The sequence below is a fragment of the Pseudoalteromonas sp. MBR-15 genome (assembly GCF_053628915.1).
In genome coordinates, this window is the sequence record NZ_JBRJHH010000001.1 from 698,215 (window position 1) to 710,805 (window position 12,591).

General features: G+C 42.0%; 14 protein-coding genes. 10 read left to right on the forward strand and 4 right to left on the reverse strand.

Going from position 1 to position 12,591, the window contains the following annotated elements; translation table 11 throughout:
- The first annotated feature begins 6 nt into the window (after nt 1-6).
- The 5 genes from ACSSVW_RS02930 to ACSSVW_RS02950 all read left to right on the forward strand — a co-directional run bounded on the left by ACSSVW_RS02930 (nt 7) and on the right by ACSSVW_RS02950 (nt 3,036).
- Nucleotides 7-324 carry a cupredoxin domain-containing protein gene (locus tag ACSSVW_RS02930; RefSeq protein WP_421420665.1) on the forward strand — a complete coding sequence of 106 codons (318 nt, stop codon included), beginning with the start codon at nt 7-9 and terminating at the stop codon, nt 322-324.
- Nucleotides 311-1,057 carry an iron transporter gene (locus ACSSVW_RS02935; RefSeq protein ID WP_454178796.1) on the forward strand — a complete coding sequence of 249 codons (747 nt, stop codon included), beginning with the start codon at nt 311-313 and terminating at the stop codon, nt 1,055-1,057. The genes ACSSVW_RS02930 and ACSSVW_RS02935 overlap by 14 nt, the downstream gene beginning before the upstream one ends.
- A complete protein-coding gene (locus ACSSVW_RS02940; protein WP_036972537.1) occupies nt 1,045-1,749 on the forward strand; it encodes a hypothetical protein in 705 nt (234 codons plus the stop codon). Before ACSSVW_RS02935 ends, ACSSVW_RS02940 begins: the two co-directional genes overlap by 13 nt.
- Nucleotides 1,750-1,951: 202 nt before the next feature.
- Nucleotides 1,952-2,161, forward strand: a complete 210-nt coding sequence (locus tag ACSSVW_RS02945) for a cold-shock protein (RefSeq protein WP_036972536.1) — start codon at nt 1,952-1,954, stop codon at nt 2,159-2,161.
- 194 nt (nt 2,162-2,355) lie between these two features.
- The gene (locus tag ACSSVW_RS02950; RefSeq protein WP_421420667.1) at nt 2,356-3,036 is read left to right on the forward strand and encodes a substrate-binding periplasmic protein; all 681 of its coding nucleotides are present in this window, start codon (nt 2,356-2,358) and stop codon (nt 3,034-3,036) included.
- Here ACSSVW_RS02950 and ACSSVW_RS02955 read toward each other — a convergent pair.
- From ACSSVW_RS02955 to udk, 3 genes are all read right to left on the reverse strand, one after another.
- The gene (locus tag ACSSVW_RS02955) at nt 3,033-3,764 is read right to left on the reverse strand and encodes a substrate-binding periplasmic protein (RefSeq protein WP_421419913.1); all 732 of its coding nucleotides are present in this window, start codon (nt 3,762-3,764) and stop codon (nt 3,033-3,035) included. The two genes, ACSSVW_RS02950 and ACSSVW_RS02955, sit on opposite strands and share 4 nt — an antisense overlap.
- Nucleotides 3,765-3,922: 158 nt before the next feature.
- Nucleotides 3,923-5,146 carry a NupC/NupG family nucleoside CNT transporter gene (locus ACSSVW_RS02960; protein WP_454178797.1) on the reverse strand — a complete coding sequence of 408 codons (1,224 nt, stop codon included), beginning with the start codon at nt 5,144-5,146 and terminating at the stop codon, nt 3,923-3,925.
- Between the two features lie 18 nt (nt 5,147-5,164).
- Nucleotides 5,165-5,794 (reverse strand): uridine kinase, encoded by a 630-nt coding sequence (udk, locus tag ACSSVW_RS02965; RefSeq protein WP_036972527.1) that lies wholly within the window; start codon nt 5,792-5,794, stop codon nt 5,165-5,167.
- A 191-nt stretch (nt 5,795-5,985) separates the two neighbouring features.
- Here udk and ACSSVW_RS02970 point away from each other — a divergent pair, with 191 nt between their 5' ends.
- From ACSSVW_RS02970 to ACSSVW_RS02985, 4 genes are all read left to right on the forward strand, one after another.
- Entirely contained in the window at nt 5,986-7,215 is a 1,230-nt protein-coding gene (locus tag ACSSVW_RS02970) for a phosphopentomutase (RefSeq protein WP_036972526.1), read from the forward strand.
- Complete coding sequence (deoD, locus tag ACSSVW_RS02975) at nt 7,215-7,916, forward strand: purine-nucleoside phosphorylase (protein WP_036972525.1); 702 nt, start codon at nt 7,215-7,217, stop codon at nt 7,914-7,916. Before ACSSVW_RS02970 ends, deoD begins: the two co-directional genes overlap by 1 nt.
- A gap of 312 nt (nt 7,917-8,228) precedes the next feature.
- Nucleotides 8,229-8,969, forward strand: a complete 741-nt coding sequence (locus ACSSVW_RS02980; RefSeq protein WP_454178798.1) for a ferredoxin--NADP reductase — start codon at nt 8,229-8,231, stop codon at nt 8,967-8,969.
- Between the two features lie 71 nt (nt 8,970-9,040).
- The gene (locus ACSSVW_RS02985) at nt 9,041-9,859 is read left to right on the forward strand and encodes a nuclear transport factor 2 family protein (protein ID WP_075593389.1); all 819 of its coding nucleotides are present in this window, start codon (nt 9,041-9,043) and stop codon (nt 9,857-9,859) included.
- Between the two features lie 140 nt (nt 9,860-9,999).
- Here the strand turns inward: ACSSVW_RS02985 and ACSSVW_RS02990 are convergent, their stop codons facing one another.
- Nucleotides 10,000-10,890 carry a tetratricopeptide repeat protein gene (locus ACSSVW_RS02990; RefSeq protein ID WP_036972521.1) on the reverse strand — a complete coding sequence of 297 codons (891 nt, stop codon included), beginning with the start codon at nt 10,888-10,890 and terminating at the stop codon, nt 10,000-10,002.
- Between the two features lie 273 nt (nt 10,891-11,163).
- Here ACSSVW_RS02990 and ACSSVW_RS02995 point away from each other — a divergent pair, with 273 nt between their 5' ends.
- Nucleotides 11,164-12,537, forward strand: a complete 1,374-nt coding sequence (locus tag ACSSVW_RS02995; protein WP_421419919.1) for an ATP-binding protein — start codon at nt 11,164-11,166, stop codon at nt 12,535-12,537.
- Nucleotides 12,538-12,591 lie beyond the last annotated feature (54 nt).

A 12,591-nucleotide genomic window follows, 5' to 3' on the forward strand; every position in this document is an offset into this window, starting at 1 on the left:
TTCACTATGATGTTGTGTCTGCCTTCTTGGCTCGCTTATGGCAAAGAGTACACACTCATATTAAAAGATCATTTATTTTATCCTGCCGAAATTAAAGTGCCGGCAAACAAAAAACTACGTTTACTGATCGACAATCAAGATAACACCCCCGAAGAGTTCGATAGTTTTGATCTAAACCGCGAAAAAGTACTTTACCCAGGTCGCACCAGCGTTATTTATATTGGCCCGCTAAGCCCCGGCCGCTACGATTTTTTCGGTGAATTTTCACCTAATACTGCACGCGGCACCGTAATTGCGACGGAGGATAAAAATGCTGATCACTAGTTTATTAATGAGCATAAATCAGTTGTTGCCAGTGGTAATTTTAGCCGTTTTATTAAGTTTGATTGTGCCCCTTAGCCAACGACAAGTACTGATACACAGCATGGTAGGTATTGCGGTTAGTTTACTGTTTGTTCAAGGTGCGGCGTGGGTCAGTCAGCTTTTTCAGCACCGAGGGTTAGAGTTTATTCAAATGCTACTGTGTGTGGTGATATTTGTTGCCGCGGTACTAAGCTGTCGGCACAGTAAAATGGCAGCAGCAGTGGCATTAGTAGCGACTATGGCGTTGTATTTAAGTCACTACATGATTTATTTGGTGAGCTTTTGGCACAGTAAAGACGCGGCCGAACCACTACTATTAGGAACCTTTCTAGGGGTCGGTATTTGCATTAGTTTTGGCGTGCTGTTGTTTTTTTTACTCGAGAGCATTGTCAGGCGTGCAGGATACCAGCCATTAATAGTGTTATTGGCATTAAATGCGACGGCGAAATTACTCATATTGCTTGATTTAGCGAGTCAAATCGACGTACTCGATATAACATCAAACTATTTAGACTGGCGCGGGTTTGTGGTTGAAAACTCCGAGCTGGGTCGGGTTTTAAAAGCGTTGTTAGGCTACGAAGCAACGCCCAGTAAAACGGCGCTATGGGTTTATGCAATTGCCACAATTGTATTTTTAGTCCTCGCCCGTGTTTTAAACGTTAAACACACTAAGGAGCCTGTATGCGGTTCTTAATTATTAGCTTTAGTTGCTTGTTATTGGCAAGTATGGCGCATGTTGCGCACGCCGATGGCATGGTGGTTGATAAAGTCTATCACCCCTATGTTATGCCGTTTGAGCGTGAGGTTGAATGGCGGCTCGTTTCAAGGCAAACCGACCAAGGCAACGTACTTGCTCAGCGTGCAGGTTTTGGCGGAGCCATTAACGATACCATGAGCCTTGAGGGGTATATGGTTGGCGAAAGAGACGATAATGGCGATTTCGGTTTAGCGTCTTATGAGGTTGAACTGCGCTGGCAGCTTGTTGAGCAAGGGCGGTTATGGGCTGACTGGGGTGCCTTATTCGAGCTTGAAAAACAACATACAATTGATGCTTACGAGGCCACGACAGGCTTTTTATGGGAAAAAGAATTTGGTCGTACAAGCTTAACCATGAATGCGTTTTTAGTGTACGAGTGGGGCGCAGACATAGAAAGTGAGTGGGAAACCGAGTTCCGCTTACAATACCGTTATCGTTATCGCGCTGAGTTTCAGCCATCGATAGAGGTGTATTCGGGTGAAGACTTTTTCGGTGTAGGACCTGGTTTTATCGGTTTGCACCGCTTTAGCCCTAAACACCAGCTTAAATGGGAAGCCGGCTTTATAAGTGAATTAAGTCAATCGGGTAAAGACCACAGCTTTCGTTTAGCGCTTGAATTTGAATTTTAATTGTCGATAGTGTTTGACTTATCGCTTTAACTCTATATAGTGGGCGTCAGCTAGAAAGAAAGCGTGTAATTAATAAATCTTTATTTCGTTGTTGTATAAGTAATACTTGTAGTACCGTCCTGAAGTTTTTAAGTACCATCTCATTTTTTGCTACACCCGCCCACATGGGCATTTTTAATTTTTTAATATCAGGAATAATACTATGTCTAACATCGTATCAGGTACAGTTAAGTGGTTTAACGAGTCTAAAGGTTTTGGTTTCATCGAGCAAGAAAATGGCCCAGACGTGTTTGCACACTTCAGCGCTATCAAAAGCGACGGTTTCAAAACTTTAGCTGAAGGCCAACGTGTAGAGTTCACTCTTTCACAAGGTCAAAAAGGTCCTCAAGCGGATAACATCACTCCGTTATAATTTTTACTGAAAAGTAAAAGTTAAAAAGAAGCAAGCTACGGCTTGCTTTTTTAATGCCTAAAAATTGACTGGCATGATGAATATTCCTATATTTAATGCAGTAATTTTATCTGAGTGCATTAGCTATTTTAAAATATTTAATATTAGTATGCCTATGTTTTACCCCTGTCGCGTTAGCAAAACAAACGCTCACGATTTACACTGAGCAGTTTCCGCCATATAACTTTTCTAATAAAGGGCACTTAGAAGGCATTAATCTCGAGTTTGTAAGTGCAATGTGCATTGATGCAGGCATTGAGTGTCACTTCGAACTATTACCCTGGGCAAGATCCTACCATTTAGCACAGCAGCATCCTATGTCTGGGCTTATATCAGCTGCGCGTATTAGCGAGCGTGAAGCATTGTTTAAGTGGGTTGGGCCATTGGCATCATCGCGTAATTACTTTTACCGCTTAAAATCGAATACCCATGTTAATCCCCGTGACTTATCAGAAGTGAAAGACTACACCTTAGGTGTTGTACGAGATGGCATTTACGAAAAATTTGTCGAAAGTATTGGCTTCGAAAATAATAAAAACTTACTCAAATTCGGCCATCATTATGAGTGCATCAACCTCTTTTTCAAAAATAAACTCGACTTGATAATTGGCTCTGAGTTGTCATTTCATTACCAGCTTACGCAATATGGTTATGTTGGAAAAGAAGTGGTAAAACTTATTGAGTTGCCAATAAATGAAACAGTGGGTAACTTTTTGGCGCTTAACAAAAACATGCCTCAAGAGTTTGTTGAGCGTTTGCAAGCGAGCTACAACAAGTTAAGTCGCCAAGGGCTACTTGATAAATATATTGCTAAGTACGCCCCACCCAATAATTAATGTTGCTTGTTAAGCATCATTATTTCTTTATACCGTTGCGTTTTTGATACTTCATTGAATGCGGCTTTTAAGGCCATTATGTAGCGTGGATTGGTGTGTTTATTGGCAGCTAAATAGCCATTCATGCTTAAAAAATCGATGGCATGAACAAAGGTAAAACGTGACTCATCCTGTGCCAGTTGATCGGCCATCGCAGTAAGATAGTTTTTATCATCGATAATTAAATCAACTTTACCCGAAATTAATAACTGATACGACTTTGTAATATCCGTCGTATAGACCAGAATATAGCCACGCTCGGTCAATTGCTTCGCAGCAAGATCATCACGTTGTACCGCTATTTTATAGCGTTTTGCTTGTTCGTTTGAGCTGATTTTAATGTCTTTACGGGAGGTGAGTTTAACAAACCCCATATGGTACGTCGCTACTTCACCAATCCATTCAAATTGATTTAATCGCTCAGGCGTTTTTGCAATGCTGTAAATAAAGGTATTAGGTTTTTTTTGCGCCATATTAAAGGCACGTGCCCAAGGGTAAAGTTCAATATTTGCTTGTAAGTCAGCTTTGTCAAAAATAGCTTTCACTAACTCAGTGCTTACACCCGTAACCTGATTGTTGATGAGCGTTTGATTAGGAGGAGAGAGCTCAGTCACGACCGTGAGTGATGGTGCGGCGAATACAGACCAACTCATACATAAGAATAAAGATATAAGTAGAGAAGATTTCATTTATGTACTTAAAAAGACTTAGTAAATAAATATTAGCACATAAAAACGATAAAAGGGCCTTTCGGCCCTTGGTGAAGTATCGTTCAAGTCAGATAGACCTTTAACCCCTTAAAGTCCTATCCTATTGTTTTGCAACTACGGCTCATCTCATTAAGTTTCTAAGCTAGCGAGAGGAAAAAACCTGCAATTGCTGCGCTCATTAGGTTAGCCATAGATCCTGCTAACACTGCTCTGAGCCCTAAGCGTGCGATATCCTTTCGCCGACCAGGCGCCATACCGCCTAATCCACCTAGTAAAATTGCTATCGATGATAAGTTAGCAAACCCACATAACGCGAATGTGACAATCGCTTGTGTGTGCGCACTTAACGTATCGCGATAATTTATAAAGTCGAGGTAAGCAACGAATTCGTTAACTACAACCTTTTGACCTATAAAACTGCCTGCGATTACGGCTTCGCTCCACGGTACACCTAATAACCAGGCAACTGGGGCAAATACATAACCTAAAATTTCTTGTAGCGTTAATGTTGGGTGATCAAACCAACCACCAATACCGCCTAATAAACCATTTAGAAGTGCAATAAGCGCCACAAAAGCAAGTAACATTGCACCCACATTGAGCGCTAAATGCATCCCGTTTGCGGCACCTGACGCCGCAGCATCGATGACATTAACGGGCTTTTCTTCTTGCACGTCTAAATCGGCTAAATCTTCTTTAGGGGTCTCAGTCTCTGGCACAATCATTTTTGCCATTAAGAAACCACCCGGTGCAGCCATAAAGCTGGCCGCAATTAAGTATTTGAGCTCTACACCAATTGTCACATAACCCGCCATAACAGAACCTGCTACGGTTGCTAGGCCACCCACCATTACTGCAAACAGCTCTGACTTAGTCATACTGGCAATAAACGGTTTAACAATTAGTGGTGCCTCTGTTTGGCCAACGAAAATATTGGCGGTTGCAGAAAGCGATTCTGGACGCGAGGTTTTCAATAGTTTTTGTAAACCACCGCCAAGAATTTTAATTATCCAATCCATCACCCCTATGTGGTACAACACAGCGACCAGCGCTGAGAAGAACACAATAACGGGCAATACTTGAATCGCAAAAATAAACCCTAAGGTATCTTGCGATGCGAGTGAGCCAAATAAAAAGCTGATCCCGTCATTTGCATAGCCAATGACTGAAGAAACGGCTTTAGACATACTTGCCAGTAAGTTTTTACCCACTTCAAAGAACAAGACAAAGCCACCAATTAATACTTGTAGCAAGAAGGCAATGCCGACTGTTCTTAAATTTATTGCTTTACGGTTTGTTGACGCCGCAAATGCAATGGCTAGTAGCACAACAATGCCTACTAAGCTCATAAATGTTGTCATACTGACTGTTTCCCGTTGTTATTGTTGCAGTAAATATTTTATTTTACTTTTAATTATATCAATCGCAACGCGATTCATACCGCCGCGTGTGACCACTAAATCAGCCTTGTGCTTTGATGGCTCAATAAACTGATAAAACATAGGTCGCACTGTCGCTTGATATTGTTCAACAACGGACTGTAATGTTCTGCCACGCTGCTCCATATCTCGTTGCATACGGCGCATAAGGCAGATATCTAACGGTGTATCAATGAACACCTTAATATCAAATTCTTTTCGAAGTGCCGGATCACTCAATAATAAAATACCTTCGACTATGAGCACTTTTGCAGGTGCAACACGACGTGTTTCATCACTGCGTGTATGCATTGCATAATCGTAAGTAGGTACTTCTACAGAGTTACCAGCGCGTAATTGAAGCAAGTGCTCATGTAAAAGTTCATGCTCGAAAGCATCAGGATGGTCGTAATTAGTTTGCGTTCGATGGTCGAACGGTAAATGCGACTGGTCCTTGTAATAAGCATCTTCTTCGATCACTGCGATCGCGCCCGGTTCAAGCTCACTGACTAATTCGTTATAAATTGTCTTGCTAAAAAGAGACTTGCCCGACGCAGATGCGCCAGCAATAGCTATAATTGTTCGTGTCACTAAAGTTCTCGCCCACACAGAAGGAAACATTGTTAGGTAGATCACAATAGCAAAAAAGACACGATTAATCTCTTTTGCTTCGCTTAAGGACGCAAATTTATAATGTTTCCGTTTAATGAAACAGGACTTATGTCCTGTACCAAAAATTCAAAGAGCATATAAAGTATTCACACATTGATAACGAGGTACCCATGGCAAGAGCAATCATCTTAATGGCAGATAGCCTAGGAATTGGCGCAGCACCTGACGCAGAGAAGTTTGGTGATGTAGGCGCGAATACCTTTGCTCATCTATTGAAAGCCTATGCAGACGAAACGGGTGAGCATTTAGCGTTGCCTAATTTAACGCGTTTAGGGTTAGCCGATGCATGTGAAGCTGCAGGTAAAGAGCCTTGTTTAGTCAGTGACCGTCAAGCGCCAACAGGTGCGTGGGGTTATGCTAAAGAGTTATCAAGCGGTAAAGATACACCGTCTGGCCATTGGGAAATGGCGGGCGTTCCTGTGTTATTTGATTGGGGTTATTTCCCTAATACACAGCCGTGTTTTCCGCAAGAATTTGTTGACGAGCTAATTGCTCGTTCGGGTATTCCTGGCATATTAGGTAACTGTTATGCCTCAGGAACCACCATTTTAGAACAACTGGGTGAAGAGCATATGAAAACCGGCATGCCGATTTGCTACACCTCAGTTGATAGCGTGTTTCAAATAGCCGCGCACGAAGAATCATTTGGACTGGAGAAACTTTATCAGGTTTGCGAAATCGCACGGGCGCTGCTTGATGAAATGAACATAGGAAGAGTGATTGCGCGGCCATTTTTGGGTTCTAACCGCGATGATTTTGCCCGCACAGGTAATCGTCGTGATTATTCGGTGTTACCACCGTCGCCAACCTTGCTTGATAAATTATCGCAAGACGGCGGTGAAGTGATCAGTATTGGCAAAATTGCCGATATCTATGCACACCAAGGCATTACCCAAAAACACAAAGCGCCGGGCCTGATGAACCTACTTGAGAAAACCTCAGAAGTGATAGCATCGGCTCCGGACCATAGTTTGATTTTTACAAACTTAGTTGATTTTGATGAAAAGTACGGTCATCGCCGTAATGCAGTGGGTTATGCCACAGCGTTAAAAGAGTTTGATGATTACTTACCGACTATTTTAAATCAGCTACAGAGTGATGATGTACTTATCATTACCGCTGATCACGGTTGTGATCCAACCGCAGCGGGTACTGACCACACACGTGAATATGTGCCAGTACTTGCCTACCAACCGGGAATGACAAACACCCCGCTTGGTGAAAGAGCTAGCTTTGCAGACATAGGTCAAACCCTTGCCCAGTGGTTTAATCTGCCTGCACTTGAATACGGTGATGGCTTTAAAGATGAGCTATTAGCGAACAAAAAAGGAAACCAATAATGAGTACTCCTCATATCAGTGCCAATGTAGGCGAATTTGCAGAAACGGTATTAATGCCGGGTGATCCACTGCGCGCGCAGTACATTGCTGAAAACTTTTTAGATGACGCAAAACAAGTAACAGGCGTTCGTAATATGTATGGCTTTACCGGTACCTACAAAGGTAAGCCAGTGAGTATTATGGGTTCTGGGATGGGTATTCCATCGATGTCAATTTATGCCCGTGAATTGATTGTTAGTTATGGCGTTAAAAATCTAATTCGAATTGGTACCTGTGGCGGTATTGGTAGCGATATTAAAATTCGCGACGTTATCTTTGCACAAGGTGCAAGCACTGACTCAAACGTAAACCGTGCACGTGTGCGTGGTTACGATTTTGCCGCTATTGCTGATTTTGGTTTACTACTTAATGGCGTAAACGCTGCGAAAGAGCTAGGTATCGAAGCAAAAGTAGGTAATGTATTCACAACAGATACATTCTACCAAGCAGATAACACATTCTATCAAGAGCTCGACAAACTAGGCGTACTCGCCGTTGATATGGAAACAGCAGGCATGTACGGCGTAGCAGCCGAGTATGGCGCAAAAGCTATGGCACTATTTACCGTAAGTGATCACGTGATCACCGGAGAAGCAACGCCGAGTGAAGAGCGTCAAAGCACCTTTAACGAAATGGTTAAAATTGCTTTAGAATCAATTTAATTACATTAAAAAAGTTCCTTGGTAACGTATTCACTGAAATTTGGAGACACGCCCAAAGTGAAGTGAGACTAACCTCAAAGCCGCATTTATGCGGCTTTTTTTATGCGTGTGTAATGTATTAATTTAAAAGGGATAGCCAGCAAATAATCAACAAAAACTAGTCAGCTGTGAAACGGTCGCAGCGAGTTTACCTAGCCTATTAACGTGTATTATCTTTTTCGTATCGCGTATTTTAAAACTTCTTACTATGCCCATTGACACCACTACCAATTCTTGCCACCTTTAATAAAGAAACATAACTTGAGGGTGCGTATGTCTAATTGGATTGAGGCGAATGTTAAAGAGGTTAAGTGGTGGACTGATACGCTATTTAGCTTAATTGTAAATGCAGATGTAGAGCCATTTACTGCGGGCCAGTTTACTAAATTAGCAATGCAAGTGGGTGATAAACGGGTAGCACGCGCTTATTCGTATGTGAATGCACCAGACAACCCTGATCTTGAGTTTTATTTAATAAATGTTGAAGACGGTCAACTGTCTCAGCAGTTAGCGCAATTAAAACCGGGGGATTCGGTGACCATTGAACGCCGCGCTACGGGCTTTTTTACACTGGACGAAGTACCGAGTAGCGAGCAACTGTATATGCTTAGTACGGGCACCGCGCTTGGGCCATTTATTTCAATTTTAGAGCAAGGCGATGTGTGGCAAAAGTTTGAGCACGTGCATTTAGTGCATGGTGTGCGTTTAAACGAAGACCTAAGCTATCAACAGCGCATTGCCGCTTTGCAAAAGCAAAACCCTAATCTTCACTATTCGCCCGTAGTCAGCAGAGAGTCAGCATCGGTCGGGTTTAATGGCCGGATCACTGACGTTATAAAAGATCATCGTTTATTTGAGGTCACTGGCAAACACGTTAATCCAGACACGGCTCAATTTATGATTTGCGGTAACCCCGAAATGGTAAAAGACACCACGGCAATTTTGTTAGAGCTTGGCTTTAGTCGCAACCGTCGCCGCGAGCCTGGGCAGATAACCGTTGAGCAGTATTGGTAAAAGACTATGCCTAACAGCGAGAATTTGCTACTTTAGCGCCTCAAATCAGGAATGATGCATTTAGGAAAAGTATGAAACCGTTATTTTTTGCAATTAGTTTATTATTCACATGGCAGTCTATTGCAAGTGACGAAACTGCCCAAAAAGCCGAGCCACAAACAAAAGCTGAACAAGAAACGAAAAGCGAGCAAAAAACAGAAAAATCAGTGCCAGCCTTAGAATTTATTGAAGGCAACACAACAGCAACCCACACAGACACCCGCGCCTTAAAGACAGACCAGCAAACGACAACAGAGCAAGCCGTTAATAACCCGCAAGAGCCTGTAACAACAGAAACAGCGCAACCTAAAGTTGTTGCTGAAGAACAAAAAGCAGCAGCTCAGGTTGATGACAGCAAAGTGCTTGGTACACAAACGCCAGTACCAGCAGAAAAACCAAAAACAGCACAAGCAAAGCAAGAAGCTGTCGCAGAGGCCGAAAAAGCAGTTAATCAAGCTAAAGAAGCGTTAACGGCTAAACAGCAAGAGAAAGCGCGTCAATCTCGCGAGTCTATGGCGGTTATTGAGCAAGTGATAGCGGCTTATAATGCGCGTAATATTGAAGCATTTATTAAAATGTACGATGAGAATGTTGAGTTTTATGCGTTTCCTAATGAGTTAATGTTCACAGGCAAGGAAAAACTGATTGCGCGTTACGGCATTATGTTTAAAAAATTGAAGTGTATTAAGTCATCGCCTATCAAACGTATTGTGCTTGGCAACATTGTTATTGATCACGAATTATCAGAAACCTGCACACAAGACCCTAACGTAGTGGATAAACGTTCTGAGTTTGTGACCAGTTACCAAATTGAGAATGGCAAAATAACCAAGGTGTTATTCTTCCGTTAAGTAAAAAAGAGCAGCTGAGCTGCTCTTTTTTGTTGAATGGTAGGCGTAAAATTTATTTAGTATAAAAGTGAATCGCGCTGCTCGAACCTCGCTACTCGAACCTCTTTGCTCGAACCTCTTTGCTCGAACCTCGAACCTGCTTAAGCCGTTTCATTTAATAACGAATTAAAGCTTTCGTTATCGTGTAAGCTTGCAAATGCACTTTCGTGTAATAACTCATTACGCAAGTTTGGCGAGTATTCAAGGGCCATACGAATATCAGCCATCGCATCAGCATGTTTGTGTAACAGCGCGTAAGCACAGGCACGTTGCCAATAGGCATACCCATAGTCACTGTCCATTTCGAGCGCTTGATTACACAATTCAATCGCTTCACCTGTTTGATTAATTTCTAATAGTGCATCGGCTTTATACGCGATTGCTTCTACATCTTCAGGTTTACGTTTTAAAATCTCATCAAAAATTTCAATCTTGTTAGCCACATCACTTTCTAAATTCGCACGCATCCACAGAGAGTGTACTTCGTTGGTGATCGAGATTTTTTTCTGGTTCGTTAAAATTTCTTCAGAGCGCTCTCGTAGCTTTTCTTCTAGTACTTTTAAGCGTTCTTCGTATTCTTTAGTAATTGCACTCACTCGCGTATTTACAATGTCTTCTACTTTATTTTTTACATCGCGTAATGAGTTCCAACCAACTAACACTAAAATAGATGCCGTAATAGTAATAATGAAAAACACATTGTTAATGGTGTCGGTGGTATAAGTTAATGCACGGTCGGCAGTATCTAACTGGGTATGAGTAACTTGTTTTGTTACATCTTCACGCAGCTTTTGTTGATCTTGGCGTACCGCTTTAAGCTCATCAAGAATATAGCGCTCTAACAAAGGCTTATACATAGGCTCTTGCAGTTTATCGAGTGCCTGTTGTTGCTCTGCTTCGGTTAAGGCAGGGCTGTTTTCTTGTGCTGTTTGAGCCTTGGCAAAGTGACTAAAGCTCATTAAAAAGGTGAATAAAATTAAGGTATAACGCATGACATATTCATTGTTTAGTGAATTCTAAAGTAACTTTAACATGCGAGGCCTGTGTGGACTAGGCAAAAAAAAACCAGCTCAAAATAGAGCTGGTCAAACTGCTTAAACAACATAACGTTGTAGGGGGTATCAACAGGAGTTAGGTACAATATAGCCACTTTAATCTGAACAACTACTTAATACTAAAAGAGTTTCTAAAAAGTAATTTTTGATATCTCAGATTTTCTATGTTCGTCTAGACTTAAGGTGTCCTGCAACTAAAAGGTGAGTGTAATGCGCCAACAACTAGTCCAACTGCTTTACGGCGTATCAATGTCTTCGGATCTTGATAGTGGTAATGTTGAATTAGCTGAACGCTTAATTCTAAATGCTGTACTTGATGGCCTTGAAATTGGTCGGGCAGGAATATGGTTACTAAATAAAGAAAACACCGCGATTGAATGTCGTTTGCTACTCGACAGAGAAAACGGCAAAGAGATCCAAATGATCGTATTGCCTCGTGATGCTTATCCTGCTTATTTTAAAGCCCTCGATACCCAGCGCACGATTACCGCTGTTGATGCTCACACAGACCCTGCAACATCGGAATTTAGCGAAAGTTACCTTGCTCCCCTCAATATTGGTGCGATGCTTGATGCTCCCATTCGTTATAAAGGCAAAATGATAGGTATTTTTTGTTGTGAACACATTGGCGGACAACGGCAATGGTCAGAAGATGAGTGTTCATTTATCGGGGCATTAGCCGATTTATATGGTCGAGCGCTATCGGCGCAAGAAAATGAACGCATCAACGCTGAACTAGAGCGCTCAAATCAACTATTAGAGCAACGGGTTGCAGAACGAACTCGTACACTCGAAAAAACCTTAACAGAGCTTACAGACACCCAAGAAAAACTCATAGAATCCGAAAAAATGGCATCGCTAGGTAATCTTGTTGCCGGCATTGCGCATGAGGTTAATACGCCTATTGGCATCGCCGTCACGGCAAATAGCTCTGCAAAAGATAAACTCACCGAACTCGATAAGCTTGTCCAGTCAAACACCTTAACAAAGGCTGCGCTTATTGATGGTATGAACCATTTAAATGAATGCTTTAAAATATCTTTCACTAACCTTGAGCGCGCTGCAAAGCTGATTAGTGACTTTAAACAGACCGCCGTTGATCAGTCTTCACTTAACTTACTTGAAACAAACATTAAGCATTACCTCGAAAACATAGTGCACAGTTTAATGCCGCTGACCCGCGGTCATAACGTTACAGTGACCATAAAGTGCGACGATGATCTTAATCTGATCACCGTGCCCGGGGCTTTAAGTCAAATAATATTAAACTTGGTGAATAATAGTTGTGTGCATGGGTTTACGGGCCGTCAGCAAAATCACATTGATATAGTAGTGACCGTTAACCACGAAAACGACACATACACACTGTGCTATAAAGATAACGGTCACGGCATGAGCGCAGAGGTAATACATAAAGTGTTTGAACCCTTTTTCACCACCAAACGTGGTACAGGAGGCAGTGGGCTTGGTATGTCAATTGTTTATAACCTTGCAACCCAAGCATTGCAAGGCGAGGTAAGTATAGCGAGCGAGCTAGACCAAGGTGTTGCTGTAACCTTTAAATTACCGATGAAAATAGCCTAACTAACTAAAAAATAGACTAAATGGAGTGAAAATAATCTGGTGACAGGGTAATAA

Bases quoted from the DNA above. Each gene is read 5' to 3' on its own strand.
- ACSSVW_RS02930 (WP_421420665.1), top strand. From the start codon at position 7: ATGATGTTGTGTCTGCCTTCTTGGCTCGCTTATGGCAAAGAGTACACA.
- ACSSVW_RS02935 (WP_454178796.1), top strand. From the start codon at position 311: ATGCTGATCACTAGTTTATTAATGAGCATAAATCAGTTGTTGCCAGTG.
- ACSSVW_RS02940 (WP_036972537.1), top strand. From the start codon at position 1,045: ATGCGGTTCTTAATTATTAGCTTTAGTTGCTTGTTATTGGCAAGTATG.
- ACSSVW_RS02945 (WP_036972536.1), top strand. From the start codon at position 1,952: ATGTCTAACATCGTATCAGGTACAGTTAAGTGGTTTAACGAGTCTAAA.
- ACSSVW_RS02955 (WP_421419913.1), bottom strand. From the start codon at position 3,764: ATGAAATCTTCTCTACTTATATCTTTATTCTTATGTATGAGTTGGTCT.
- ACSSVW_RS02960 (WP_454178797.1), bottom strand. From the start codon at position 5,146: ATGACAACATTTATGAGCTTAGTAGGCATTGTTGTGCTACTAGCCATT.
- ACSSVW_RS02970 (WP_036972526.1), top strand. From the start codon at position 5,986: ATGGCAAGAGCAATCATCTTAATGGCAGATAGCCTAGGAATTGGCGCA.
- deoD (WP_036972525.1), top strand. From the start codon at position 7,215: ATGAGTACTCCTCATATCAGTGCCAATGTAGGCGAATTTGCAGAAACG.
- ACSSVW_RS02980 (WP_454178798.1), top strand. From the start codon at position 8,229: ATGTCTAATTGGATTGAGGCGAATGTTAAAGAGGTTAAGTGGTGGACT.
- ACSSVW_RS02985 (WP_075593389.1), top strand. From the start codon at position 9,041: ATGAAACCGTTATTTTTTGCAATTAGTTTATTATTCACATGGCAGTCT.
- ACSSVW_RS02990 (WP_036972521.1), bottom strand. From the start codon at position 10,890: ATGCGTTATACCTTAATTTTATTCACCTTTTTAATGAGCTTTAGTCAC.
- ACSSVW_RS02995 (WP_421419919.1), top strand. From the start codon at position 11,164: ATGCGCCAACAACTAGTCCAACTGCTTTACGGCGTATCAATGTCTTCG.